The 23,881-nt window shown below is 59.7% G+C and carries 23 protein-coding genes; 12 read left to right on the plus strand and 11 right to left on the minus strand.

Features of this window, described 5'->3' with window-relative positions:
* Positions 1 to 33: 33 nt before the first annotated feature.
* From AC5S27_RS21130 to AC5S27_RS21150, 5 genes are all read left to right on the plus strand, one after another.
* On the plus strand, positions 34 to 1,020 hold the full coding sequence (locus tag AC5S27_RS21130) for a hypothetical protein (protein WP_493936537.1): 987 nt from the start codon (positions 34 to 36) through the stop codon (positions 1,018 to 1,020).
* A gap of 145 nt (positions 1,021 to 1,165) precedes the next feature.
* Entirely contained in the window at positions 1,166 to 1,762 is a 597-nt protein-coding gene (locus AC5S27_RS21135; RefSeq protein WP_493936538.1) for a hypothetical protein, read from the plus strand.
* Positions 1,762 to 2,415, plus strand: a complete 654-nt coding sequence (locus AC5S27_RS21140) for a hypothetical protein (RefSeq protein ID WP_493936539.1) — start codon at positions 1,762 to 1,764, stop codon at positions 2,413 to 2,415. The genes AC5S27_RS21135 and AC5S27_RS21140 overlap by 1 nt, the downstream gene beginning before the upstream one ends.
* Positions 2,408 to 3,793 (plus strand): Dyp-type peroxidase, encoded by a 1,386-nt coding sequence (locus tag AC5S27_RS21145; protein WP_493936540.1) that lies wholly within the window; start codon positions 2,408 to 2,410, stop codon positions 3,791 to 3,793. Before AC5S27_RS21140 ends, AC5S27_RS21145 begins: the two co-directional genes overlap by 8 nt.
* 156 nt (positions 3,794 to 3,949) lie before the next feature.
* Positions 3,950 to 4,243, plus strand: a complete 294-nt coding sequence (locus AC5S27_RS21150) for a putative quinol monooxygenase (protein WP_493936541.1) — start codon at positions 3,950 to 3,952, stop codon at positions 4,241 to 4,243.
* Between the two features lie 70 nt (positions 4,244 to 4,313).
* Here the strand turns inward: AC5S27_RS21150 and AC5S27_RS21155 are convergent, their stop codons facing one another.
* Genes AC5S27_RS21155 through AC5S27_RS21175 form a run of 5 tightly spaced genes read right to left on the minus strand, consistent with a single transcriptional unit; the run spans position 4,314 to position 10,794 of the window.
* Complete coding sequence (locus AC5S27_RS21155; RefSeq protein WP_493936542.1) at positions 4,314 to 5,936, minus strand: DUF58 domain-containing protein; 1,623 nt, start codon at positions 5,934 to 5,936, stop codon at positions 4,314 to 4,316.
* A gap of 12 nt (positions 5,937 to 5,948) precedes the next feature.
* Positions 5,949 to 6,956: an AAA family ATPase gene (locus tag AC5S27_RS21160; protein WP_493936543.1), complete on the minus strand. Its 1,008-nt coding sequence runs from the start codon at positions 6,954 to 6,956 to the stop codon at positions 5,949 to 5,951.
* 48 nt (positions 6,957 to 7,004) lie between these two features.
* The gene (locus AC5S27_RS21165) at positions 7,005 to 8,225 is read right to left on the minus strand and encodes a DUF4350 domain-containing protein (protein ID WP_493936544.1); all 1,221 of its coding nucleotides are present in this window, start codon (positions 8,223 to 8,225) and stop codon (positions 7,005 to 7,007) included.
* Positions 8,222 to 9,511 (minus strand): DUF4129 domain-containing protein, encoded by a 1,290-nt coding sequence (locus AC5S27_RS21170; RefSeq protein ID WP_493936545.1) that lies wholly within the window; start codon positions 9,509 to 9,511, stop codon positions 8,222 to 8,224. Before AC5S27_RS21170 ends, AC5S27_RS21165 begins: the two co-directional genes overlap by 4 nt.
* On the minus strand, positions 9,508 to 10,794 hold the full coding sequence (locus tag AC5S27_RS21175; protein ID WP_493936546.1) for a hypothetical protein: 1,287 nt from the start codon (positions 10,792 to 10,794) through the stop codon (positions 9,508 to 9,510). The genes AC5S27_RS21170 and AC5S27_RS21175 overlap by 4 nt, the downstream gene beginning before the upstream one ends.
* 320 nt (positions 10,795 to 11,114) lie before the next feature.
* Between AC5S27_RS21175 and AC5S27_RS21180 the strand changes: the two genes are divergently transcribed.
* The 3 genes from AC5S27_RS21180 (at position 11,115) to AC5S27_RS21190 (ending at position 16,466) form a co-directional block, all read left to right on the plus strand.
* The gene (locus AC5S27_RS21180) at positions 11,115 to 11,906 is read left to right on the plus strand and encodes an RNA polymerase sigma factor (RefSeq protein WP_493936547.1); all 792 of its coding nucleotides are present in this window, start codon (positions 11,115 to 11,117) and stop codon (positions 11,904 to 11,906) included.
* Positions 11,903 to 15,736, plus strand: coding sequence for a CHAT domain-containing protein (locus AC5S27_RS21185; RefSeq protein ID WP_493936548.1), 3,834 nt, complete (start codon positions 11,903 to 11,905; stop codon positions 15,734 to 15,736). Before AC5S27_RS21180 ends, AC5S27_RS21185 begins: the two co-directional genes overlap by 4 nt.
* 76 nt (positions 15,737 to 15,812) lie before the next feature.
* A complete protein-coding gene (locus AC5S27_RS21190) occupies positions 15,813 to 16,466 on the plus strand; it encodes a hypothetical protein (RefSeq protein ID WP_493936549.1) in 654 nt (217 codons plus the stop codon).
* A gap of 33 nt (positions 16,467 to 16,499) precedes the next feature.
* Here the strand turns inward: AC5S27_RS21190 and AC5S27_RS21195 are convergent, their stop codons facing one another.
* On the minus strand, positions 16,500 to 16,991 hold the full coding sequence (locus AC5S27_RS21195) for a thioredoxin family protein (protein WP_493936550.1): 492 nt from the start codon (positions 16,989 to 16,991) through the stop codon (positions 16,500 to 16,502).
* A gap of 123 nt (positions 16,992 to 17,114) precedes the next feature.
* Between AC5S27_RS21195 and AC5S27_RS21200 the strand changes: the two genes are divergently transcribed.
* Positions 17,115 to 17,555, plus strand: coding sequence for a hypothetical protein (locus AC5S27_RS21200; protein ID WP_493936551.1), 441 nt, complete (start codon positions 17,115 to 17,117; stop codon positions 17,553 to 17,555).
* Positions 17,556 to 17,721: 166 nt separating this feature from the next.
* On the plus strand, positions 17,722 to 17,955 hold the full coding sequence (tatA, locus tag AC5S27_RS21205; protein ID WP_493936552.1) for a twin-arginine translocase TatA/TatE family subunit: 234 nt from the start codon (positions 17,722 to 17,724) through the stop codon (positions 17,953 to 17,955).
* 121 nt (positions 17,956 to 18,076) lie between these two features.
* On the opposite strand, the gene AC5S27_RS21210 is transcribed toward tatA, so the two are convergent.
* Entirely contained in the window at positions 18,077 to 18,937 is an 861-nt protein-coding gene (locus AC5S27_RS21210; RefSeq protein ID WP_493936553.1) for an EamA family transporter, read from the minus strand.
* A gap of 2 nt (positions 18,938 to 18,939) precedes the next feature.
* Positions 18,940 to 20,337 carry a VWA domain-containing protein gene (locus AC5S27_RS21215; protein ID WP_493936554.1) on the minus strand — a complete coding sequence of 466 codons (1,398 nt, stop codon included), beginning with the start codon at positions 20,335 to 20,337 and terminating at the stop codon, positions 18,940 to 18,942.
* 193 nt (positions 20,338 to 20,530) lie between these two features.
* On the opposite strand from AC5S27_RS21215, the gene AC5S27_RS21220 reads away from it, so the two are divergent.
* Positions 20,531 to 21,655 carry a VWA domain-containing protein gene (locus tag AC5S27_RS21220; protein WP_493936555.1) on the plus strand — a complete coding sequence of 375 codons (1,125 nt, stop codon included), beginning with the start codon at positions 20,531 to 20,533 and terminating at the stop codon, positions 21,653 to 21,655.
* A 189-nt stretch (positions 21,656 to 21,844) separates the two neighbouring features.
* The gene (locus AC5S27_RS21225) at positions 21,845 to 22,102 is read left to right on the plus strand and encodes a hypothetical protein (protein WP_493936556.1); all 258 of its coding nucleotides are present in this window, start codon (positions 21,845 to 21,847) and stop codon (positions 22,100 to 22,102) included.
* Between the two features lie 25 nt (positions 22,103 to 22,127).
* Here AC5S27_RS21225 and AC5S27_RS21230 read toward each other — a convergent pair whose 3' ends face one another.
* The 3 genes from AC5S27_RS21230 to AC5S27_RS21240 all read right to left on the minus strand — a co-directional run bounded on the left by AC5S27_RS21230 (position 22,128) and on the right by AC5S27_RS21240 (position 23,858).
* Positions 22,128 to 22,328: a hypothetical protein gene (locus tag AC5S27_RS21230; protein ID WP_493936557.1), complete on the minus strand. Its 201-nt coding sequence runs from the start codon at positions 22,326 to 22,328 to the stop codon at positions 22,128 to 22,130.
* A gap of 205 nt (positions 22,329 to 22,533) precedes the next feature.
* Entirely contained in the window at positions 22,534 to 23,271 is a 738-nt protein-coding gene (locus AC5S27_RS21235; RefSeq protein ID WP_493936558.1) for an SDR family oxidoreductase, read from the minus strand.
* Between the two features lie 59 nt (positions 23,272 to 23,330).
* The gene (locus AC5S27_RS21240; protein ID WP_493936559.1) at positions 23,331 to 23,858 is read right to left on the minus strand and encodes a hypothetical protein; all 528 of its coding nucleotides are present in this window, start codon (positions 23,856 to 23,858) and stop codon (positions 23,331 to 23,333) included.
* Positions 23,859 to 23,881 lie beyond the last annotated feature (23 nt).

A 23,881-nucleotide genomic window follows, 5' to 3' on the forward strand; every position in this document is an offset into this window, starting at 1 on the left:
AGACACGTTTCGACGCGACGGAAAGGCCGGGCAATGACGAAGTGGCTGCCACGGAGGATTGTTACTTTCCTTGTTGCTTCAGTTATGTTGTTTCTGGCTATCGACGCCGATTCGCAGGGCGATCCCTTTCAGCGTGGTCCGCACCATGAAGAGAAGGTCGTATCTTCGCAGCAATTGAAAATAGGTAGCGCCGTGCTGCAGATCGATTTCGCTGCCGGTGCGCTGGACTTGCCGCCAGCGCAGATCATGCCGTGGGTTGAGCGAGCGGCACAGTCAGTTACCACATACTTTGGACGGTTCCCGGTTGCGCGTGCGCGCATCCTGATTGTGCCCGCGGCGGATGAGCGCGGAATTATGCAGGGCACGACGTGGGGAGATATGCGCGGGAACCCCGGGTTTACGCGCATCCGATTGGGCCAGCATACGACGGAAAAAGATCTCGCTGAAGACTGGACGATGACCCACGAACTGGTGCACATGGGATTCCCTTCGATGCCAGATGAGCAGCACTGGATCGAGGAAGGCATGGCTACCTACGTCGAGCCGATTGCGCGCGTGCAGACAGGGGAATTGCAGGCGAAGCAGGTTTGGGCGGACATGATGGACGGCATGCCGAAGGGCGAGCCGAAGCAGGGCGATCAGGGAATGGATCGCACGCATACCTGGGGGCGGACGTACTGGGGCGGGGCGCTGTTCTGCCTGATAGCGGATGTTGCCATTCGGGAGCGGACTTCAAACAAGATGGGTTTGCAGGATGCGCTGCGGGCGATCGTTGCGGCCGGTGGCACGATCGATCAGGATTGGACGCTGACGCGGGCGTTCGAGGTGGGTGACAGGGCTACGGGAACTCAAGTGCTTACCGGGATGTATGCGCAGTGGGGTAATTCGCCGATGCCGGTGAACCTGCCGAAGTTATGGGCGAAGCTGGGTGTCAGCCGGGGTGCAGATGGCGCGGAGTTTTCTGCGAGTGCGCCGGAGGCGAAGATTCGCGAAGCGATCACTGGGCGCGTGTCTCGATAGTGTCACGATACGTTCGCGGCGGCCACCCTCTCTTGAGACATTTGCGCTGTGCCTGATTTAAACGGTGTTGCGCTCTGACTATGGTGCGGTAGACTTGTGCGCTACACGGATTCGGTCCCATTCTCTTGAGCTGGCACGGAGGCTTATGAGCAATATCAACGGCAAAGTGTACGCGATGAACGCGATCACGCCAATGAAGCCCTGGAAGACATGGATCCTGCGGCTGATCTTCTTTGTGCTGGGTCATGTGAAGCCGCTGCAGAATGACCTGATCAATCTTTCCTTCATTGAGTTTGCGCGCTGGGTGATTATTCCGCGAAGAAGCTTTCCTGTGTTGGGACACGGGCAGCAGGCGGAGGAGTTGAAGTATGACTATCTGCTGTTCTTCAGTAACTTCAATGGGACGTGGAACCAGTACATCGATGCTTTCTCCGCAGTGCTGGCGAAGGGGCTGGATCTGATCTGGCGTTGGAGTGAGAAGTTTCCTGGATCCGTGCCGGTGACGATCTTCAAGGAGTACATTGCGCGGGTGCAGTTCGATACGGATTACTACTTCACTGCTTACCCGTATGCGACCGCGAACGATCTTAAGGCGGCGCATATTGTGCAGGCTAACTTCGATGATCTCAGTGCGAAGGCCAGCGGGCTCACTCCTGAGGCGTTTGCTGATGCTTATCTTGATTTTGTGATTGCTTCGCAGGCTCATCTGGGTGAGACGGGCGAGGCTCCGGTGGTCTTTTGATGCCTAACCAGAATGGCAGTGTATACGGACTTACGATCCTTTCGCCGATCATCAACGATGAGCGGGCGACGCCTTCGCATGATCTGCAGATTCGCCGCTATCTGGCGACGTTGCCGACTGGAGAGCAGAGCCCTTTTGCGATTGCGCCGGGGACGCATCTGGCGCGGCTGGTGGTGATGGATGATGTGATCTATGTTGGCGCGCCGGCTTGCGAGGAGCACTTGAAGTCGAAGTATCTGGTGTTCGAAACCAACTGCGACAGTGATCTGCCTGGGTATATTTCAGGGCTTGCCGATCACGTGCCCGAGCATCTGGACGCGGTGTGGAGTCACTGTGTTGGATATCCTGGCGCAGCTGATAAGAAAGCTTTGATTGCTTACATGCTAGCCTGCCAGATCGATACGACTTTCTTCTTTGCTGCGGTGAATGACAAGACGGTTCCTGAGGCGCTGCGGGCGTTGCTGACGCAACGTGCGGTGACGGATTTCATTGTTCACCATCAGGGGTTGGCGAAGACGGACCCGGCGCGGCTGCAGGCGGAGTTTGTGCGCTTTGCGGCGGAGTTGAAGGCCAAGCCGACGCCTCCTGCGGGGGCTCGCAGGAACGATCCGGAGACGGCGCGCGCGATCAAGACGGGCGGTCACAATGAATAGGTTGAACGAGACGGATATACAGGGATTTGTGCTGCGCGGATATAACCTGCCGGTGGCTCGCTATGTCTTTTTGCACTTCGCGGATGCGAAGCGGGCGGTGGCGCTGATTGGCAAGCTGCTGCCGATGATTACGACCGGGCAGCGATGGGATGGTGGTAAGCCGCAGAGTACCGTCAATCTTGCGTTTACGCATCGTGGACTGGTGGCGCTGGAGTTGCCGGATGCGACGCTGCTTACGTTTCCGGTGGAGTTTCAGCAGGGGATGAAGAAGCGCGCGGAGATACTGGGCGATACGGGTTTGAACGCTCCGGAGCGCTGGGATGCGGTGTGGCATGAGGATCGCGTGCATGCGTGGCTGGGGATCAATGCGCAGTCGGTTGAGGCGCTGGATGCTTGTTACGCTGCTTTGTTGGCGCTGATGGAAGAGACGCAAGGGGCGACGGTGCTGGCTGCGCAGGATGCGGCCGCGGTGACGGTCGATGGCAAGCCGACGACGCGCGAGCACTTTGGATTTACGGATGGATTCGGGAATCCGGATTATCTTGGCGTTGTGCGGAAGACGCAGCCGGGCCAGGGCAAGCTGATGCCGGATGGGAGCTGGGCTCCGCTGGCGACGGGCGAGCTGCTGCTGGGCTATGCGGATGAGGCTGGGGAACTGCCGGTGGCACCGGTGCCGCATATCCTGGCGAATAATGGGACATTCATGGTGTATCGCAAGCTGCATCAGAACGTGGCTACGTTTGACGCCTACTTGGATGAGCATGCGCCGATGTATGGGGGCGGACGGGAGAAGCTGGCGGCGAAGTTCATCGGGCGATGGCGCGATGGGACGCCGCTGGAGCTTTCGCCGGATGCTCCTGATTTTGCGCTTACGCAAGATCCGAATCGCAGCACCAACTTTACCTATGGCGCTGACGTGGCTGGGACGCGCTGCCCGGTTGGGGCGCATATCCGGCGGGTGCATCCGCGGGATGCTTTTGGCTTTGAAGGCCGGCTGATCAACCGGCGGCGCATTACGCGGCGTGGGTTGCCTTATGGACCGGTTGCTGTGGAAGGTGAGCCAGTTTCCGACAGCGATGATCGCGGTGTGATCTTTATGGCGCTGAATGCGAGCATCTCGCGGCAGTTTGAGTTTGTGCAGCAGCAGTGGATTGAGTACGGGAACGATGCGCATCTGGGCAATGACAAGGATGGGCTGATGGGCAACCATGGCGGGCACGGCAAGTTTGTCATTCAAGGGGATCGCACTGCTGCCAATCCGCCGTTTGTCTGCGCGAAGCTTCCTAACTTTGTGGAGCTGCGCGGCGGGGATTATTTCTTTCTGCCGAGCATCACCGCACTGGGCATGATCGCTATGGGACTGGTTGATCCTCGCTAACTCATACCGCCAGCCTTGGCATAACTTGTGAGCCGAATTGATCTTCCGTGTTTGGACTGGCGCAAATCGTCTTCATCCCGTCAATCCGTTGTTGGTTTCCTCCCTTCGTTGAAAGTCCGAGTGTGCATCCTATGCGTTAGACGTAGAGGAGGAATCATGGAAAAGTTTGCATTGCTGGCGACGGTACAGGCCAAGACGGGCAAAGAGGCGGAAGTTGAAACGTTTCTGAAATCGGCGCTTCCTCTGGCGGAAGATGAACCGGGGACGGTTCGATGGTACGCGTTCAAGATTGGGCCGGATACGTTCGGGATCTTCGATACGTTTGCGGATGAAGCGGCGCGCGAGGCTCATCTATCTGGACAGATTGCCAAGGCGCTGATGGCCAATGCGGACCGGCTGCTGGCGGCGCCGCCGAAGATTGAGAAGCTGGAGCTGCTGGCGGTTAAGTGACAGTGAATGGGGTGTAGGGAATGGCAAAGGCGAATCCTTCGCTTCGCTTCGGATGACACTTAATTCGGATCTAGAGAATGGCGCGTTCTTTGATGCTTAGGTAGTGATTGAGGACGGAGGCGGTCATCTGGCTGGGCAGGGTGTCGAGGGTGATGGCGCCCTGGTCTCTGAGACGCGCTAACAGCAGGTCGCGGCGGGCTGCCATTTCCTGCGCGGCGGCAGAGCGGAACATCTCTTCTACATTGCCGGGGATGGCGCTGGCGATAGCTGCTACTTCCGGCTGGGCCATGGCGACGAAGAGGACTACATGGCGGTGGAGAAGTTGTGCTGCGCCGTCGATGACTTCGGGACGCATGGCGGATTCGGCAAGGTCTGTGATCCAGAGAATGAGGGACCGGCGCGGCTGCAGCCGGCCCAGGATGGCTGTTGCGCGGAGGTGGTCTGCTTCGCTCTGCTCTGATTCCAACTGAGCTAATGACTCAAGGAACTGGCGCATGTGGCCTGCTCCGCGGCCCGGTAGGAGCTGCTGCTGGATGCGGCGTCCGTAGCCGAGCAGGCCAACGCGGTCGCCGGAGAAGAGGGCCAGTTGCGCGAGGGCTACGGCTGTCGAACATGCGTAGTCGAGCTTGGTGTAGCGATTGTCTTTCTGATCCGTTACGCGGGCTCGCAAGAGGCGGCCGGTGTCGAGAACGATCCATACGGACTGCGAACGCTCGGCCTGGAACTGTCGCGTGACGAGGTCGCCGCGGCGGGCGGAGGCGGTCCAGCAGACGTCGCGGAGATCATCGCCGGGGCGGTATTCGCGGAGGCTCTCGAACTCGCGACCGAGGCCGCGCTGGCGCATCTGGCGGAGCTGCAGGTCGATGCGGCGGCTCTTGGCGAGGAAGAGCGACTGCTCTTCGGCGGTGCGAAGTTCGGGATAGATGCGGACGGGTTGTTCGAGCGAGGCTTTCGCCCAGCGCGCGACGAGGCCGACGGTGCTGCGATAGCGGATGTAGAGGGCGCCGGCTTCGACGTCGCCGCGTTCGCGTGGGCGGATGGTGTAACGCAACTTGGCCGGGACCTGCGGATAGGCGCGGAGCTTGTGCGCCGTGGGCGTTTCGACGAGTTGCGTGGGCAGGTCGTCGGTGAGACGGCAATCGAGCAGGATCGAGTTCTGGTGGGTGATGCTGAGTTCAACTTCGACGGAGGTGCCGAGAGATGGAGCGGAGATCCATTCGCGGCCGGCGGTCAAGGTGCGGGGACGGGGCAGGCGGAAGCCGTCGAGTAGGGCGACGAAGAGAATGACTCCGTCCCAGATGAGCATGCCCCAGGCGAGACGTGGGACGTAGTAGCCGGGGATGAGCCAGAGAAATCCGGCAGCGAGTAGCAAGAGTGCGCGGAGGGTGAGGCCGAAGGCGAAGTTGAGCTCGACTTTGCCTTTTGTGCTGAGGGCTTGATCGCCTGGCTTAGCTGCGTCACTTCCGCTGAATTTCGAGAGTGAGTAGATGAGGACGCCCAGCGGATCGAAGATGGTCCAGAGGACTTTGACCCAGCCGGGGATGGCGAGCGTGTGCTTGGGGACGAACCAGATGAGGACCGCGCTGAGAAGTAGCAGCGTGAGGATCACTACCGTGATGAGCGGCGCGTAGAAGCGGCTGCGGGGTTCGCAGGTGGCGGTGATAGGCGCGGGATGGAGGGACGGCTGCAGCATCGGAACCTATCTCTAGGCGCGTGGGACGGGGGCTGCTGCGAGAACGTCGGCGAGGATGCGGTCGGCGTCGAAGCCTTCGAGCTCTGCTTCAGGCTTCAGGCGGACGCGGTGGCGCAGGACTGGAGGCAGGGCGCGTTTCACGTCGTCGGGGACGAGGTAGCTGCGGTCTTCGAGAGCTGCTACGGCCTGGGCTACGCGCATGAGGCTGAGAGCGGCGCGGGGGCTGGCGCCGAGGGTGAGCGTGGGCCATTCGCGGGTGCGGCGGACGAGCGAGAGGATGTAGGTAAGCAGTTCCGGCTCGATGCGGATGGCCTGAACTTCATTGCGTGCGGCGGCGAGCAGGCCGGCGGGGATGGCCTCGATGTGGGCAGCGTCGAGGATGAGTCCTCCTGCGGCGGCGAGGTGCAGTTCGAGGATGTGCCGTTCTTCTGTTTCGCTCGGATATTTAACGACGGTCTTGAGCAGGAAGCGATCGAGTTGGGCTTCGGGCAGCGGGTAAGTGCCTTCGAAATCGATCGGATTTTGCGTGGCGAAGACGGTAAAGTCGGGCGGTAGGGGGCGGACGACGCCGTCGGTGGTGACCTGGCGCTCTTCCATGCATTCGAGCAGTGCCGACTGGGTGCGCGGGGGCATGCGATTGATCTCGTCGACCAGCAGGAGGTCGGTGAAGACGGCGCCCTGGTGGAAGGTGAAGGTATCCGAACCCTGGCGCAGGATGGTAGTGCCGAGGATGTCGGCGGGCATCAGATCGGGAGTGGCCTGGACGCGATGGAAATCGAGTCCGAGCAGACGGCCGAGGGCTTTGACGATGAGGGTCTTGGCGATGCCGGGGACGCCTTCGAGCAGAACATGGCCCTGGCAGAGGAGGGCCATCAGGGCTTCGTCGATGACCGGGGTTTGACCAGAGATCACGCGGCTCAACTGGGCACGGGCATGGGAGAGAAGCTGGCGGGTGGCGTGCAATTGCGTTTCTGCAGGGGCCGGTTCGGGATTAACTTGCGGGATTGCTTCCTCGGTCATGCTTCTCTTCTCCGGTTGAATAACTACAGAGCTTTGCTCAGTGGTTCTTTAACTTCCGAGTGTAACTGGTGGGATGTCTTTGTTGGACTCGGTGCGGCGAATGCTGGCGTGTTGCAATGCCTTCTCGTGGCGGCGCAGGGTTTGGATGAGGTGGAGAGCGCGGCGGGGCTTCAGGTTTTCATCCCAGCAGGCGGATTCGGCGGCGAGCAGGTCTGGTTCCATGGTTTTGGCGATGCTGCCGTAGCGGCGCTCAATGGCGGAAACGAGCTGCGCGGCGTCGATTTGCGGAGTGCGCTGGCCGGTGAGCAGAGTGGCCTGGGCGCGGAAACGGTCCCAGGCAATCTGCATGGCTGTGGCCGTGGCTCCGGTGGAGCGATAGAGCGAGCCCAAGGCTTCCAGAAATTCGATCGGGGTAGTTCGCGGAGCCTGGGGCAGCGCGCGTACGGGACCACTGCGCCGGCTGAAGCTGAAGATGGCGAGCAACGCAAGCCCGAGTGATCCGAGCCAGAGAAGCGGCCAGACCGGACCGCTTACAAATTCCCAGCTGGTATGCTGCTGGCCGTGCAGGGACTCGTCCCAGTAGATGTGATGGCCGGCGGCGGGTCCGACGGATTTGAGAAGGAGTTCGAGATTCTGGCCGCGTTCGATCGAGGCGTTTTCGAGCGGGGTGGAACTGGCCCACCAAATCGCGGTGCCTTTGCCCACGGGGTACTCGACGACAACGGGAGAACCGGCGCAAGTGTAGGCGGTGCGCACGGCGGAGTCTGCCTCGCTCCAGGTGGCGCTGGGGACGATCCAGATGTTGCCACGGCCGGCGAGAGGCTGAAGGCCGTCGGGTTGCGCTTCGCAGGCGGCGAAGGATGCTTGCTTGGAGACGGTGACCCCGCTTCTGGGCAGCAGCAGGCCGCCTTCGAAGCCGGTAGCTATAACCCGGCCACCTTTGCTGAGGATTTTGGCGATGGCCGGGCGGTCGAGCCTGTCCCACGAATAGGGTTCAGCGATGATGAGCACGGTTTGCGGACCGGCGTCGTTGGCCAGCTGGACGAGGGGCTGCTCCCAGCGCTCGATGGTGTAGCCGCTCTGCTCAAGCACGGTGTAGGCGGCTTTGGCGCCGTGGCGACCGCTCAGGTAGCTGTCGGGAACGGGATTCTCATTGGCGTCCCGGGAAGGCGTAAAGAATGCGATGACACCCAGCAGCGTGGCGACCAGGCCGAGGACGATGAGCAGCATGCGGCGGTCTTTAGTGTCGAGCGAGGACAGGAGTTTCATCGCGCCCCCTGGCTGAAGCCCGGTCCTACGCCGAGATTGGCGGCAAGGCGCTCGGCCTGCTGGAAGTCAGATTCCGCGGCGGTGCGGCCCGCGTACCAGGTGCGCTCAAAGCTGCGCGTGAGGGCGGTCAGATCGGACCGGTGCTTGCTCTCCTGCGCGAGGAGTGCGAGGTATTCGCGAGGAGTGCGGGCGCGGTCGGCGGGCCAGAGGCCGGTGCCTTCGAGGCGCGAAATACTGGCCCAGTAGATGAGATGGATGGCATCGCGCCAATCGCCGCGGCCGGCGGCATCGCGGGCGTCCTGGAGCCAAAGCTGCCAGTCGCGCGCGGAGGCGGCTCCAGAGCCGGGGCTGGGGCGGAGGAACCCGGCGGCGAATCTGCCCTGCTTTTCGAGACGGATGAGGAACCAGACGAGAAGGACGGAGAGAACGATACCAAAGCCGATCTCCGCTGCGGTACCGATCCACTTAGACTTACCGCCAGCCTCGGCCAGCTTGCTGATGACGCGATTGATCCAGCGGGCGACCTTTTCGAGGAGCCGGTCCTTCAGTGTGGGGCCGGTCACGGTGGTCTTGTATTCCCGAGCGCTGAGAATTCCGGCCAGCTTCTGGCGCGGCATGGCTGAGTCAGTGATTGAACCAGGCGCGACCGGTTTGCCGTCAACCATCGCCTCCGCCGCCTGCAGATCCTGAGCGAGGCGTTCACGGGCTGAGGTGAGGCGCTGCTCGACGGTAGTGGGGACGAATTCGGATGTCTGCAATTGCAAACCGATAGGGAGCGGGGACTGCTCGCTGTCGTCTTCGTCGTCGCTCGCGTCTGGATTGTTCTTCTCTGAATTGCTCTTGGCATTCTGCTGCGCTGCAGATTTGGCGGATTTTGCGTTGTCGGCTGCCTTCTTGGCATCTGCGGCGGCCTTGGCTTTGTTCTCTTCGTATTTCGCGCCCTGTATCAGTACGTCGCGCAGCCACTTCAAGCGGACAACGCGTGGGCCGCCCGCCAGGGAGAGCTGGAGGTCGGGACCGACGGTTTCGCTGTCACAGTTGGCCGGGATCATCTGATGCTGGCAGCCGGCGACGATCTTGTCCAGCACGAGCAGGCGATTTCGGTATTCCGCGACTGAAACAGGAATGGCGGTTGCCGTTGCAGGCTGGGTTCCGGCGTCTGCCGCAAGAGCCTGGGCGGGAAACAACGACAGCATTCCGCAGACAAGGGCAGCCATGGGCAAAAGACGGTCTAAAGAGAGCCGCATCGTACGATGATTTACCGGAATGGCGGCTGAGCGGTTCATGCGCCGGGCTCCTCGGGCAGGGCTTCTACTGGATGAGACTCGACTGGATGGTGGGGAGTTGGATCTATCGCCACGGGATCGGCCAGCAGTGATTCTAGGTGTGTTGGTGCAGACGTGGGTTCTGGTGTGTGATCCAGAGCAGGATGAGGGCCGGGTTCCAGATGGGGTTCAAGGCTGGGAGGGGGCGGCGTTTGGGCTTCGGCAATGAAGACTTCGGACACAGTTGCAGTTGTCGGTGGGGGCGGAATAGGGGCGAATGGTAGTGGTTGAATGGGCTGGAAGGGCGGCTGCACGCGCACGGCGGGCGGGGGTGGAGGCAGGGCGATTCCGGACCAGCCGGCCTGGGCCATCAGCATCTCAATATCGTAGCCCTCCTGCCGGATTCGCTGATCGTAATAGAAGAGTTGCAGCGAGGTAGTGTAGATGGGCATGACGAAGGCTCGCACCAGGAAGGCTATCCCCATGTATGCCGTTTCCAGCAGGACAATGAAAGCGGTTGGCGGTGTGGGCCCCTGGAGCGATTTCTGCATGGCCAGGGCGATGATGATGGCCAGGGGAATGAGCAGTGCGATGGTAACCGCATAGCCGAGGAAGCCCACCATCAGAAACATCACAAAGATGCGGCCACGAGTTCCTTTGCTGAGCTGGGCACTGCGCTGCATGGACGGCCATACTGTCTTGTCTTCTGACGTGGTAGCGGCAAAGGCCAGGGAGAAGCGCAGCCAGATGACGATCGCGGCCACGACCATCGCGATGGCCAACACGACAAACAGAAAGATCAACAGAGGCTGGAGAGAACTGTCCCCCGACTTCGCCAGCAAAGCAGCGGCAATGCCGCCTACGAATGCAATCGCGATAAAGACGAGGTATGGTACAACCCAGGCCAGCAGTGTCTGAAGGAAGAGGATTCCGAGATGCCGCCATATGTGCCGGAAGGCAAAGGCATACGAGGCGCGGATGGTAACTTTCTCTTCCTGTAGCGCATGCTGCACGGCGTAGTTGGACGCGCCGAGGGCCAAAGAAAACGCAGCCACCAGGATGGGGAATCCGATGAGAGAGCCCAGGATCAGGCCAACGACCAGAATGATTGCGCCTTGTTCTCCGCCTGTCTTGAGCGAAGGCAACTGCGACGAAAGCAGGATGCCGGCGCCGCCAAAGGCGAGCACCATGACCGCAGCCGGAAGAGCCGAGATGCCGGCGAAGAGGAGAAAATTGCGGCGGTAGAGCTGGACGGTGCGATCCAGGATTTCACCCAGCGTCAGCGGTCGCGTGCTGGCGGCCATGATTACTCCTCGATTCGCTCGAATTCGCGCTGCCCCAGATTCCAGCCCGGTATGCCATGTCACTCACTTCGGAGTTTATCCCGGTAACCATGCTTCACTCATTTCGCTGGCACGGATGTCATGCAACTCTTGGAAGCACCTTGAACCTGGAATCGAGCCGGATACGCCGGATGGTAGCACAGGACGGCTCGAGTCTGGAGGAGCGCTCCTGAGAACGTTCCAGGGGGCTATAGGAATTCCTCATGGGACGGTCTCTTGGAATAGACTGTTTTGGAATAGACTCGTACGCATACCTATTTGCTTTACCTCAAGGACTAGACATGTCTTCGGTCAGCTCGCCCCTCGCACTCATTCGGCTCGCCCGGCTTTGCGCTTACTCGGCGCAGGCGCCGGAGTGGGAGCAGTTCGTGGGCGCTGTGATGCCGGTGGTGGCTCTCGCGGTGCGGCGGGTCTGTTTGCAGTGGAATGACGTTTCCACAGCCACGGTGAACGAAGTTGTCCAGGAAGTCTTCCTGAAGTTGTGCGAGAACGACCGCCGGATTCTGCGAACATTCGAAGACCGCGGCGATGACTCGTTCCTGAAACTCCTGCGCGTGATCGCCGCGACGGTCGCGACAGACCATTTTCGCCGGACGCGGGCGGAAAAGCGTGGCGGCTCGGTCCAGATGGCGGCGATTGAGACGCACCAGACGTCCGTTGAGTTACCTGACCAGAAAGCAACCCGGGCGGTCGAGTGGCCGGCGTTGATGGGGCAGTTGGACGGACTGCTCAGGCTGTATCCGGAGTCGGTCAATGCCCGGGATCGTAACCTTTTCTGGCTCTACTACCGGCACGGACTCACGGCAGAAGCAATTTCCCGCATCCCGGCTATCGGCTTGTCGGCAAAGGGAGTGGAAAGTGCGTTGAGCAGGATGATCCGGCTGCTGCGCCAGACCATCCAGGAGGGAAAACCGAAAGCTGAGGTAACATCACCTGCCAAACCGGCGTCTGACAAGCTTCCACATGTTATGCCTAAGTCAAAGCCAGAGAGTGTCGAACCAAAGCGGGGCTTTTTGACAAATGAAAAAGGGTTTTCCTCAGTTGTTGCGATTAACAGTATGAAGAGACCATGAATCAAAACGACGCTAACTCGATGCCTGTCTCGAATGACGCCCTGTTGCGCTTCTTAGACACGACTCCGCGTCGTGCCGGGCATAACAATGGGTCTCAAGATTCAAGCGATTTCAGCTCGACTAAGCACGGCGATTCTGAATCTGCTCACGAGGACGCGCAGGCGGTCAGTGGAGTCCAATGCAGCTCTGAAGGCGACTACCTGGCGCTGGTGCTGGGAACTGCGGGCATGGACGAAGCGGAACGACTGCTTGATCACGCGGCGTCGTGCACTCGATGCGGTGAACGCCTTGCAGGCAGCCTGAAGGCGCTCGATGGCAATCCCAGCCAGGAGGAAGCAGAGGCGATTGCGGCTCTCGTTAAGGAGGGTCACGACTGGCAGCAAAGCCTTGCCCGGCAACTGGCGGCTACTCCGGCGCGGAAACGTCCCGGGGGTGGGGGTTTTGCACGGACGACACGTCGGTTTTTCGAGAGCCCCGGTGCGAAGTGGCGGCTAGCTGTGGGGTCCGCAGCTGCCGTCCTGATAGCGGGTGTCGCGTTGTTCCTGTGGCAACGAGGCGTGTCGAGCCCTGAACATGAAATCGCTCAGGCTTATACCCAGGCCCGAACGCTGGAGCTGCGAATCCCAGAGGCAGCTTATGCAGCCAGTGTGGGTGGGAACCATACCCGCGGCGAAACCGTTGACCGGGAACCGCCTGCGTTGCTTGAGGCCCGAGCGAGGCTGGCGCGCGAATTAGAGCGCTCGCCGCAGGATCCTCACTGGTTACAGTTGCAGGCAAGGGCTGACCTGCTGGAAGAGCGATACGATTCCGCTGCAGATGTGCTTGACCGGCTTCTGGCTACGGGCCCCGTAACTGCCGAGTTGCTGGTCGATGCGGCTTCGGCGTATTTCCAGCGCGGTCTGGTATCGGGAAATCAGTTGGATCGCTCAACTGCGCTCGACTATCTGCGGCGGGCCGATGAACTGTCTCCCGCGGATCCGGTCGTGCTTTTCAACGAAGCAGTCGTGATGGAAGACCGCGGACAGATGATGAATGCCGTGGAAGTCTGGAACCGCTACATGACCGTCGAGCGCGACCCGCAATGGGCGGCAGAGGGCAAGCGGAAACTGGCTGCTCTGGAGCAGACTCTGAACCGGCTGAAGAGCCATGAAAGCCGCGTGCAGAAGATGTTGTCGTCTCCTGCTGAAATGACCGCGCTGGCGAATGACGCCTCACGCATCACAGCTCTCGACGAGGAGCTTTCTTCCATGAAGTTGGATGCGATCCTCGACGTTGCCTACCCTGTATCGAATCTGGGGGGATCGGATCCGGGAGGGGGGTACCGTTCCGGGAAAGACCAGGCGCGAGGCTCTCCGTGCGACGACGGTTGCTCTGCTGCCCGTAGACTTCTTAAAACTATTTCGACTTCCTTAGAAGTACATCATCAGGATTTCTGGCTCTCCGACCTGATCGCGCCTCAAATCGACACCCTTCCCGAACCAATTGCCATCCTTTACGCCAAGGCCCTGCGTCACCTGGGGAACGCCATGCGCGACGACATCACCGGGAGCGGTGCGATCAGCGCTCAGGAGGCAGCTCTGTCGCAGGCGCTCTTTGAACAGCTCGGCAGCTCATCGCGTTCCACGTCGGGGATGGCGACCGCAGCTAAGGTGGGCAGCAGACGGGCTGCGGTTGAACATCTGAATGCCCTGTCTCGCATGGTGGACTTCAAGCAGTGCCGGATCCTTGCCGCGCGAATCAACGAGCGGCCCGTTTCAACCGAGGAGCGTAAGCGCTATCCATGGATCGAGTCGGCGCGCATGGTGACCGAGAAGAACTGCGATGACACGCCGGAAACACGCCAGGCAGGCCGAGTCCTTCTACAGCAGTCGCTTCAACTGGCCGAAGCCAGCCACTACCCTCTCTTGAAGAGCCGCATCGACATGAGGGCGACTTCGGATGCCGAATTGACGGGAGACGAGGAGACGGTGGAGAGATTGACGTTAGCGGTGCAGCACGACCTTGCCGCACTCGATGCGCCCGCCTGGCGGATGGCGAACACCCTCGTCGAAGTCTGCTTTGTGGAACAAGAGTCTCCTCGCACCCATATGACCGAGAGGTGCATGCGCGAAGCTGTGGCGTGGATAGAGCTTTCCGGCAACCGCAAGAATGCCGCACTGGGCCATTTGTATCTGGCAAGGAATGAGTTGCGGATTGGTGCGATGCAGGAGTTCAATCGCCAATTGAAGCTGGCCTACGAGAACGGTACTGGCTCGGGCTCGCCCGGAAGCTCCGGTTCCGACTTCAGCGAATCAGAGCTTCTGATCGCACAGACGATGCTGGAGCGCGGCGACCTGGATGGAGCACGAAGCTTTCTGGATCGCGCAGCCCCACACATGAGCCGCGATTCTGACACATGGGCAGAGCGACAATATGCCGCGGACCGGGGTCAGCTTGAACTGTCTCTTCAGCACTACGCAGAGGCATCAAGCCTCCTTGAGTCCGAGATTCGCTCGAGCGAAGGAAGAGATATTCGCAAATCCGATAGAGCATTTGTTGCCGAGTATGGAGCAGAGGATCACGATCTCTACGCAGAGCTGGCTGCGGCCTGGCTGGCCGAGGGGCGATCGCCCGACCGGGTGCTGGCCCTCTGGGAACGATTCCGCCTGCGTTCGCGGGGATTGCCGATTCCTTCCTGCGCCGGACAGACGCTGGACTGCGGGCAGCCGGCGTTGCAAACTGCGCAGCAACAACTCGGGAGGAATGTCCTGATCGGGCAGATTCTGCTCCTGGACCGGACACTGGTCTATCGCGTGGACCAGGACGGCGTGTCCTGGACGCAGAACTTCCGGGGACGGCAGGATGTCCTTGATGCGGTGCAGAAGCTGGAGCGTGCGGTGAGCTCTCCGGTGACCACACTGGCCACCGCAAACCAACTTGGCGCGCCATTGGCGCAAGTTCTGCTCAGCTCATTGCCCGAGAGCATGGCGTCCGATGCTTCTCTGATGATTGAGCCCGACCCCTTGGTTGAAAATCTCTCCTGGCCGATACTGCCTTCGCCCAACGGGCCGGTGGGAGTGGCGTACCCCCTGGGGGAAGTGCGTTCGATCCTGGCCACTGACGATGGCCAGAAAAATCAATATCTGCGAGGACAAAACCGCACTCGTGAGCCAGGGTCTCCCCTGGTTGTGGCAGCGTCCATGGTGGGTGAAGGGGAACCTCCACTACCGGAAACGCTGGTTGAAGCAGACAACGTGAAGCGCTATCTTCGCGCGCCCACATTGCTACTCGGGAGACAGGCCACGACAGCCGATGTGGGAGCCGGGCTGGCTTCGGCGACGGTGTGGCATTTTGCCGGCCACGCACGGCAAAGCGGCGACGGGACGGAGTTGCTGCTGGCGGAGGCCGGTGGTGAGCACCGACCCTGGATCGATGGCGCATTCCTGCGCAGCCATCCTCCTCGCGTCTGCCGGCTTGCGATTTTGTCTGCCTGCGCCACGGGCAGGCATGAAGCTGCCTGGAATCACCCGCTTCAGGACATCGTCGCGACCCTGGAGTCTCTGGGTGTGCCTGAGGTAGTCGCCACACGATGGCAGATCGATTCGGAGGCCTCAGTACCATTCATGGATAACTTATATCTACATCTTGCGAAGGGAGAATCCGTCGCCATGGCGTTATCTTCAGCGCGTAGAGTACAATCCGAAAAATCTCTTTACAAGAATCCATATTACTGGGGGGCGTATTACCTCTCTGGTAGAGAGAACACCATAAATCAAGGAGAGTTACATGCCAGCTTCTACAAAGAAAACGAAATCAAGCAAGAAACAGCCCAAGCAGCCCTCCGGCACTAGCCGCTTGGACATCATGTTTGTCGGACCCTTGTTATTTATTCCAGAGATTAGCCAGGGCAATGTAGGAAGTGTCGAGGTGTACTCTCCGCAGAATGGCCATCCTATCGGCGCAACCTTTGTGCCCGGAGTGATTTATTCAGACGCTGAGCTGGATGACCCGGGTTCGGAACGCTGGCCCACAGTTGAGAGCTTCTCTCTTCTAGACCCTCATGGTTATTCGATCGATATAACGCAGACATCGCCCAAGAGGAATGCAGGGACGAGTTTTCCCGCATCCGCTATCCCCGCCACCAATCACAAGGTGAAATGCGGTCGCAAGATGACGCACGCATGGGATGTCGCTATTGCGGTTCGCGGACAGCTATCGGGCTGGAGCTCTCATCGCCTGATCGAATACCGCGACGGTGTTTACGTCGGTTCCGACGCGCCGTCCACGACTGTTGCGACCGCCCATCGCCTGACCTATGAAGGGGTCACGGGAGCTGCGTTTTGCGGTGCTTCCACGGAAGCGAAAGAGTACCTCAAAGCAAACATCACGAAAGGTGGAACGCTCATCGTCGTAGGTGAGATTCCGTACCAATCGTCGCTTCTTCACGAACGGGAAGCAGTCTCTGCGTTAGCGAAACTCGCGGGGCTGGACCTGCATCTTGCCGCAGTGACGCCTCCAGCGAGTCGGGCTCGCGTGACAGGTCACCTGATCGTCTGCGGGTTTTCAGTGGTCATGGTCTGACCGAAAGAAGTCGGGCAGTGATGAGTCTTTCCCTCACTTGCCCGGTTTCCATTGCAGCAGGAAGCTGGTAACGGAGCTGATATCCATGCGCCGCATGGCTTCGAACTCACCCGTCCGCTGACTGTAGAGCAGCTTGCCGTGGTCATCCAACACGGCAAGCGCCGGCACGCCCTTGGAGAGCGGAATCTGATAGCGCTCTGCGATATCCACGTTCTCGTCCATGTGGCCGATGTTGACATGAACCAGGACGTAGTTGGCATCGAGAAGAGGCTTGTTGGCCGGATCGTGGAAATAGATATCGAGCACCTGGCAGTCGCCGCACCAGTTGCCACCAAAGTCCAGGATGACGTGCTTATGACTGGCGGCGGCGGCCTTGAGCCCGGCGGTGAGATCAGCCTTGGCCTGTTCGGGACCGGGATAGATGGCTTTGTCGGCTGCACTCGCGGTGAGCGTGGCTACGGCAAGAGCAATTGCCAGAATCGGCAGAAACGCGGACTTGTACACAGATTTGAATAAACGCGGCATGGGAAGACCTCAATGCATTGACACGACAGGGGATGGTGAACCGGCTGCTTATGAGATGCGACAGGATCACAAAAGATTACTACAGGTTTGGGTTTCTGCATCCCAAAGGAATAAACTCATCGAGTGGCAGACAAGCAACGGAAACAACTCGAAGAGGCGACTTTCGCCGACCTGGATGCAATGATGGAGGCCTACTCCTCGGCTGCGGTCGTAGTGGCTCGGGAAGTCTTCCGGCAACGACTGGATTACAACTCGGATTCTATGGTCGCCTTTGAAGCGGTCCTCTCAGAGTTAGCAGAAAAGCGTGAACTCGATTACGACTACGAAGTGAAGTTGTGGGGCAGCTATCTGGGCGAGGTTCTTCGGCGGCGCTATACAGGCACGTGGGAGATGACGCAGTATCCCGGTGGGGTAGCGGCAGTACCGGCGGTGGAAGTGCGCGGATCGCGGCTGTTTCCTCTGATGAAGGTCTACCGGCGCATCACCATGGGGGACTCCGAGAGCATAGCGGCTTTTTTCAACATGGTGACGGAGCGGCTGGGGAAACCCGCACAAGTGAACTAAGTCGTTTCGCAGGAATCTCTTTGCAGCCGGTGGAAATCCGTCAAGCCATTTGAGGCGTACCTTTGAGGCAGACAATCAAGGGTTTGTGCGACAATACTTTTTGCAGGGCTCTCGCGGTGGATTTGGCGGGCGAGGGGCGGATTGAGATCCGCGGAGGAATAGGCAAATGAATCTTGGTGGACTTTTCGAAGGACCGCATCTTCTCATCATCGGACTGATTGTTTTCCTGATCTTCGGCGCCAAGCGCCTTCCTGAGCTCGGCAAAGGCCTGGGCGAAGGGCTCAAGGGTTTCAAGGACGGGATCAAGAACGTCAGTAGCGATGCTTCCGCGCCGACAACCACGCAGCAGACTGCTCCTCCGGCAGCTCCCAAGGCCGAGTCGGCCGAAACCAAGGTCTAGACGCAACCCAAGAAAAGAGCTTTCCCAACGAAAGCGCACGATCCTACGCGGATCGTGCGCTTTTTTGCGTCCTCAGATTGTCTTGAGGTCTTTCCGTGCTGATCCGTTTCACTCTCGTCGGCTACAGACTGAGTAGGACGACAGAGGCCAGCGCGACCGCCATACCCAGCGTCTGCCTACGGGTCGGACGTTCCCGCAGCAGGATAGCGGCCAGCAGGATGGTGAATCCGGGATAAAGCGAGGAGACGAGGGCGGCAATATCGAGCCGGCCCCTGTCAGCTGCAAGCGTGTAGCCGAAGTTGCCGATCGTATCGAGACTGCCAGCGACGATCCCGATCCACCAGAAGCCAGATCGGAACCCCACGCCCTTCGGCCAGGCGAATAGCAGGACGACAATGAGAGCCAAAACACCTCCGATACGAGCCGAGGTCAGCGCCCAGAGGACTCCATCGTTCGAGGCTAGTTTGAGCAGAATCAACTGGAGACCAAAGCCCAGGCCGGAAACAGCGCCGAGGATCAATGCGGCTGGTGGTGTGCCGTGGCCCGGTGAATGCGCGATCATCCAGATCGCCAGGCAGCCGAGCAGCAGGCCGGCAATCGCGAGGGGCGCAGGAAAGCCTTCGCTCCACAGACCAAAGAGGACCGGCACGAGAGCTGTCAGCAAACCTGTCAGTGCGGCCGTGAGCCCCATAGCGCCCATGGCCAGTGCCCGGTAGAACGCGGCCAGGGCAAGCGAGCCTTCGAGTCCGCCGATGGCGCCTTCGAGGAATTCAGTCCGATGCGGAAACGGGGCGTGGGTGTAGAAGCAGAAGAAGAGCAGAATCAGCAGAGTGACCATGTGGCCGGAGGCGACGACCAGAAGCGCTGGCGAGCGGCGCGCTCCGACTCCGCCAGCAAAATCCGATCCGCCCCAGGTCGTGGCAGCCACCATTCCTAAACCCACTGAGAGAATGGGAGCCGCCGCCGAACTGGATGCAGGCACGTCTAGCGCAAATCCTGCGCGGTCGGGTAGTAGCCGGGCTTGGCGGTGACTTCGACATTGGGGCGATCGACGCGCACTTCGATCTTGCGGAAGCGGCTGTCGGTCACGTACTCGTGGCTGATGTAGCCCAGCGTGTACTGATTACGAGCTTCGTCGGCGATCTTGAAGTAGCTCTTTTCGATCCCGTTGGTCCCGCGTTCGGCGTCGAGGCTGCCGCCGGTGGCCTGAGTGTACTTGGGCAGCACGTTGTCGTTCATCTGGAAAGGAATATGGAAGCGGCTCAGGTAGCCTTCACCCCAGCGTGCTGAATCGCCGACCAGCGTCGCGTAAACGGCGATCTTGTGGCTTTGCAGGTATTTAATGACTTCTGGAGTCTTCGCTTTACTTCCCTGCTCTTTACCATCGGAAATGACGTAAATGATGCGGCGGCGGCCTGGCGGGCGGCTGGAGAGGGCGATAGCGGCGCGCAGGATGGCGTCGTTGAGAGTGTGGGGCTCTTTCGGTAGAGAGATGAAACTGCCGGAACCTGCACTGCGGCCGGTCTGCAGGTTGGGGTCAACACAATCGCCGTTGCTGGTGATGCTGCAGCCGGCAAGCGGGCCGGATGTCACGGGAACAAGCTCATCCCGACCCGCAGTCTTATTCACTTCCAGGACGGCGGTCAAACGGTTGCTTTGTGCTCCGGTGAACCCCGTGAGCTCCTTGGCGCCATTGTTGTAGCTGAAGACGGCCACATCGTCGTACGGGGTCAGCGAACCCTGAATTGAGCCCATGGAAGCGTTGACCTTGGACATGACATCGCGGGTCAAGCTCTGGTCGATCACGTAGGCGATCGAAAGCGGAAACGGGTCGACGGTGAAGAGACGAAGCTGCTGGCGCTGATTATTTTCGTAGATGCGGAAATCGCGGAAGGTGAGTCCGGCAACCGGTTGGCCTTTGCTGTCCTTCACCGTAACGGGGACTTCGACGAAGTTGGTATACGTCACGATAGTCTTGGTAACCGCGGCGACACCCGTACCTGCTTCGGGAGTTTCCGGTGGGGTTTTCTGCACGTCATCCGGTCCGTCGTTTGCGGGAGGGCGAGAAGATGGAGCCTGCGGCTCATCCGGCTGCGTGCCGGAAGAAGAAACAGGCGGAACAGTTGGGGTCTTCTGAGGCTGGGCTGGCGGAGCACCACTGCCCGGCGTAACCTGGTCCTTGACGTCGGACATAGGCGCGGGAGCCTGCGGCGTCGGCGCATCGGGCACATCTGGTTTTGGCTGCTGCTGGGTGGCCTGAGCGGCCCAGACGCCAGCGCCGTGAGACCCGCCGAGGATCATCACCGAGGCGGGCAACGTGACCAGAGTCAACAAAAGAGCGGTCCGAAAGTAAGTCAAATTACGGGTAGGGCGACGATTCACAAAAGTTCCTTTGCCGCGGGTTATAGTGCTGTGCCGCAGCTCACAAATTTCCCGGTTCTGCCCGATTTCGACAAAACCTCACGGCAGGATTGGTGAAAAGCTCACAATCGCAGTCGCATGGGTCAGATTATCAGACGCACCAGCTCGCCGCTGGTCGCTAAGCTTTGAGATATGCTTCCCTCGAGGCCCTTTCATGCGTCTATCAGTCATGCATATTTGGATGCGTGCGAAGCCGACAACGCTGCTGCGCCCCCTGATCCTTTCCGCGCTGTCCGTTTTTGCCGCCTTTGGCTGCTCAATGACGCTGCAAGCGCAGGTGGCGCCTTCTCCCGACGCTCCGCCGGTGAGCCACGCACCGGCGCCCAAGCCAGACAACGACGACGATCAGCCGATCAGTACCCTCAAGGTGGATGTCAACCTGGTCAGCCTGTTCTTTACGGTCAAGGACAAGAGCGGTGCGCTGATCCCGCACCTGAGCAAGGACGAGTGCTCGGTCGAGGAAGACAAGACTCCGCAGAAGCTCAAAAACTTCCAGGCAGAGACCAATCAGCCGCTTACCCTGGGCATTCTGCTGGACACCTCCGGCAGCCAGCAGTACGTGCTGCCGCTGGAGCAGCAATTTGGAAGCCAGTTTCTCTCCCGGGTTCTTAAGTCTAAAGATGAGGCTTTTCTCATCAGCTTCGATGTGGATGTGGATCTGCTACAGGACTACACCAGCAGCGCACGCCTGCTGGAAAAGGCGATGAACAAGGCGGAGATTAACACTGCCGCCGGTAACGGCTCATCCGGGATTCCAGGCATCGGCCAGGGACCTGTGCCGACGCAGGGAGCGCCCAAGGGTACTCTGCTCTATGACGCGGTATATCTGGCCTCGAATGAAAAGCTGAGCAAGGAAACGGGGCGCAAGGCGATCATCATCCTCTCCGATGGGCAGGATCAGGGTAGCCGCCAGAAGCTGGCGGGGGCCATCGAGGCTGCACAGAAGTCAAACGTGATTATCTACGGCATTTTGATTGCGGATCGCAGTCAATATTTCGGAAGCTTTGGCGGGTACTCCGGCGACTTTGCCATGAAGAAGATGGCCGACGAAACGGGTGGACGGCTGATCAACGTTGGAAACAACGGTAAGAAGCTTGAAGCCGCCTTCCAACAGATCGAGGACGAGCTGCGCACGCAGTACGTTGCTTCGTATACGCCAACCAATCCCAAGGCAGACGGCACGTATCGCAAGATTGCTGTCGCCTGCAAGGCGGATAAAGGCGAGGACCTCAAGGTCCAAGTGCGCAAGGGCTACTACGCGGTGGCACCTGAAGAATAAGTGATCTTGAATGACTCACGGGACAGGCAGCGTTTCATTCTGAGACAGCTGGATATGACCGCCGAACGGATGCGCAGGGTTTGCGTAATCTGGCGCGGTTGAGCGTTCAAATCTTAAATAGGTTCATCGAAAGCATCTCTCGGAGACTGCTGACGGCAGTGGCTCACGAGGGGCAAAGAGGAGTCCTCCATGGTTGAAAATCTAAATTCCCCAGATCGCGAAAACTACGAAATCAGCCCCCGGTTTCGCAGGAGCATGGAAGACCGCATTGAGCGTCTGGAGCGGGACGCGCTGGAGGATGAGCAAATCATCGCCGTGCTCGACCATCCTGACCACATCCGGCGGCATCTGCGGCTGGTGGCGGTGCAACGGGCGGAGGCCCTGCGCATGCGGCTGTTCCTGGACCGGTCGAACACACGCATGCCCCGACCGCTGATTGCGCTCTGAGCTTTCGCTGGATCCTGTCTTGCGTTTATTTCCGAACCAGTTCAGACGACTCCTGAGAATGCTCCTCGGCGTACTTGTGCGCGTCGAGAGACCTCTCATGGGCCCGTTTGGTCAGTTCGTGGGCGGTCAGATGATCTCCTTTCAGATGCGCGTTCGCGGCTACGGTGTGGGCATGAGCAGCCAGGTTGTGGAGTTCTGCTGCTCGTTCATTCTTGAATTCAGACATGATCTTCTCCTGCAATAACTTCATGAAATTGAGCTGCCAACCATTGGCAGCAATAGCAATCCGCCAGAATGATCTCGCGATAACGTGCAATCGCTCACTGATTCTGGCGGATGGGAGGAAGGGTGTCTGTGTCAGTTGACACGGATCTCAAAGAAGATTCCGTGATACTTTAAGCTGCATTTGTGGCTTGTCGCCGGATCCCCTGTTACCAGGGCAACTCACTTCCGAGGTGGATGAACTTGCCGGTCGGGCCTTCTGGTCCGAGCAGCGCGAGCGCAACGCTGGTCTTTGCGCCGTCGGGAATCTCCATCGGAGCGGCGCTGGTACCCATCTCCGTCTTGACCCAGCCGGGATGCGCGGAGTTGACCTTGATGGGCGTGCCCTTCAGTTCATGCGCGAGGTGGATGGTGAAGGCATTGAGGGCCGACTTCGAAGCGTCGTAGGCAAAAGGCTTCGAGTTGTAGATGGGGCTCTTAGGGTCCGCGTGCAGAGCGAGGGAGCCAAGGATGCTGGAGAGGTTGACGATGCGCCCAGCGGGGCTCTTGCGGATCAGGGGAAGCAACTCGCTGGTAAGCGCCACGACCGCGAAGAAATTCGTATTGAAGACTTCGACAAGGCCAGCCTGATTGACTTTGCTGGTGATGTTTGCAAGGCCTTCCCCGGTGGTCTGGCCGGCGTTGTTGATGAGGATGTCGAGCTTGCCGAACTTTTCCTCGATGTACCTGGCGACTGCCGTGCGATCGGCTGCGTTGGTCACTTCCAACTGCACTCCGTAGGCATCGATACCCGACTGGCGGAGCTGTGCCGCAGTCTCCTCTGCGACGCTGACCTTGCGCGCGCCCACGACAACCGTTACGCCCTGCTGCCCCAACTGCTTTGCGGTCTCCAGACCCAATCCACGATTGGCCCCGGTGATCAGGGCGACTTTTGAATCCTGTGCCATGTGCTGGCCTCCTGGCTGCTTTAGATGCGCAGGGGGTCAGGCAACGATTCAATGGAAAGCTACTTCTTCCCGCCGCTCCATTCCAGATATGATTTCCACTCCGTCTGACCAGGCATGTGCATCTGGAATTTGCCGAACATGACATCGCCTTTGAGCTCATACACAAGCCGGAACTGGGGGCCTGGACGCGATGCTTCGGACAGAAACTCGACCGAAGTTGAAGTGGGTGTCGTAACGTCGTAGTGAATCACGTGCCCTTCGTTGTCAAAGTAGATTGCCTTGAGCGGTCCGCCAGGGATCTCCCGAAACACATAGAGCATGTCGCCGTGTCCGCAGTCGAAGTCTGCAGGTCCTTTGCATTCCGTAGTCTCTCCGCGACGGGCCAGAATGTGGCCTCCAAGCTCCTTACGAAATGTGTAGGTGCCGTAGGACGCAGCCCCGGTAGACCCCAGACCTTTCGCCTCCCAGATACCCTGGAGAAATGCAAGGCTGGCCCACGGATCGGGCGCAGCGGCGGCAGGAGCCTGTGAGTAGAGCGGCAAAGCTATCATGCCAACCATCAGAAAAAAGAACACAAGCTTCTTCATCGGATTCATCCCTTTCCCTCGTT

Source organism: Acidicapsa borealis, assembly GCF_059115245.1.

Bases quoted from the DNA above. Each gene is read 5' to 3' on its own strand.
- AC5S27_RS21195 (WP_493936550.1), bottom strand. From the start codon at position 16,991: ATGCCGCGTTTATTCAAATCTGTGTACAAGTCCGCGTTTCTGCCGATT.
- AC5S27_RS21165 (WP_493936544.1), bottom strand. From the start codon at position 8,225: ATGAAACTCCTGTCCTCGCTCGACACTAAAGACCGCCGCATGCTGCTC.
- AC5S27_RS21155 (WP_493936542.1), bottom strand. From the start codon at position 5,936: ATGCTGCAGCCGTCCCTCCATCCCGCGCCTATCACCGCCACCTGCGAA.
- AC5S27_RS21145 (WP_493936540.1), top strand. From the start codon at position 2,408: ATGAATAGGTTGAACGAGACGGATATACAGGGATTTGTGCTGCGCGGA.
- AC5S27_RS21220 (WP_493936555.1), top strand. From the start codon at position 20,531: ATGCGTCTATCAGTCATGCATATTTGGATGCGTGCGAAGCCGACAACG.
- AC5S27_RS21160 (WP_493936543.1), bottom strand. From the start codon at position 6,956: ATGACCGAGGAAGCAATCCCGCAAGTTAATCCCGAACCGGCCCCTGCA.
- AC5S27_RS21235 (WP_493936558.1), bottom strand. From the start codon at position 23,271: ATGGCACAGGATTCAAAAGTCGCCCTGATCACCGGGGCCAATCGTGGA.
- AC5S27_RS21130 (WP_493936537.1), top strand. From the start codon at position 34: ATGACGAAGTGGCTGCCACGGAGGATTGTTACTTTCCTTGTTGCTTCA.
- AC5S27_RS21135 (WP_493936538.1), top strand. From the start codon at position 1,166: ATGAGCAATATCAACGGCAAAGTGTACGCGATGAACGCGATCACGCCA.
- AC5S27_RS21150 (WP_493936541.1), top strand. From the start codon at position 3,950: ATGGAAAAGTTTGCATTGCTGGCGACGGTACAGGCCAAGACGGGCAAA.
- tatA (WP_493936552.1), top strand. From the start codon at position 17,722: ATGAATCTTGGTGGACTTTTCGAAGGACCGCATCTTCTCATCATCGGA.
- AC5S27_RS21240 (WP_493936559.1), bottom strand. From the start codon at position 23,858: ATGAAGAAGCTTGTGTTCTTTTTTCTGATGGTTGGCATGATAGCTTTG.
- AC5S27_RS21180 (WP_493936547.1), top strand. From the start codon at position 11,115: ATGTCTTCGGTCAGCTCGCCCCTCGCACTCATTCGGCTCGCCCGGCTT.
- AC5S27_RS21185 (WP_493936548.1), top strand. From the start codon at position 11,903: ATGAATCAAAACGACGCTAACTCGATGCCTGTCTCGAATGACGCCCTG.
- AC5S27_RS21140 (WP_493936539.1), top strand. From the start codon at position 1,762: ATGCCTAACCAGAATGGCAGTGTATACGGACTTACGATCCTTTCGCCG.
- AC5S27_RS21230 (WP_493936557.1), bottom strand. From the start codon at position 22,328: ATGTCTGAATTCAAGAATGAACGAGCAGCAGAACTCCACAACCTGGCT.
- AC5S27_RS21170 (WP_493936545.1), bottom strand. From the start codon at position 9,511: ATGAACCGCTCAGCCGCCATTCCGGTAAATCATCGTACGATGCGGCTC.
- AC5S27_RS21225 (WP_493936556.1), top strand. From the start codon at position 21,845: ATGGTTGAAAATCTAAATTCCCCAGATCGCGAAAACTACGAAATCAGC.
- AC5S27_RS21175 (WP_493936546.1), bottom strand. From the start codon at position 10,794: ATGGCCGCCAGCACGCGACCGCTGACGCTGGGTGAAATCCTGGATCGC.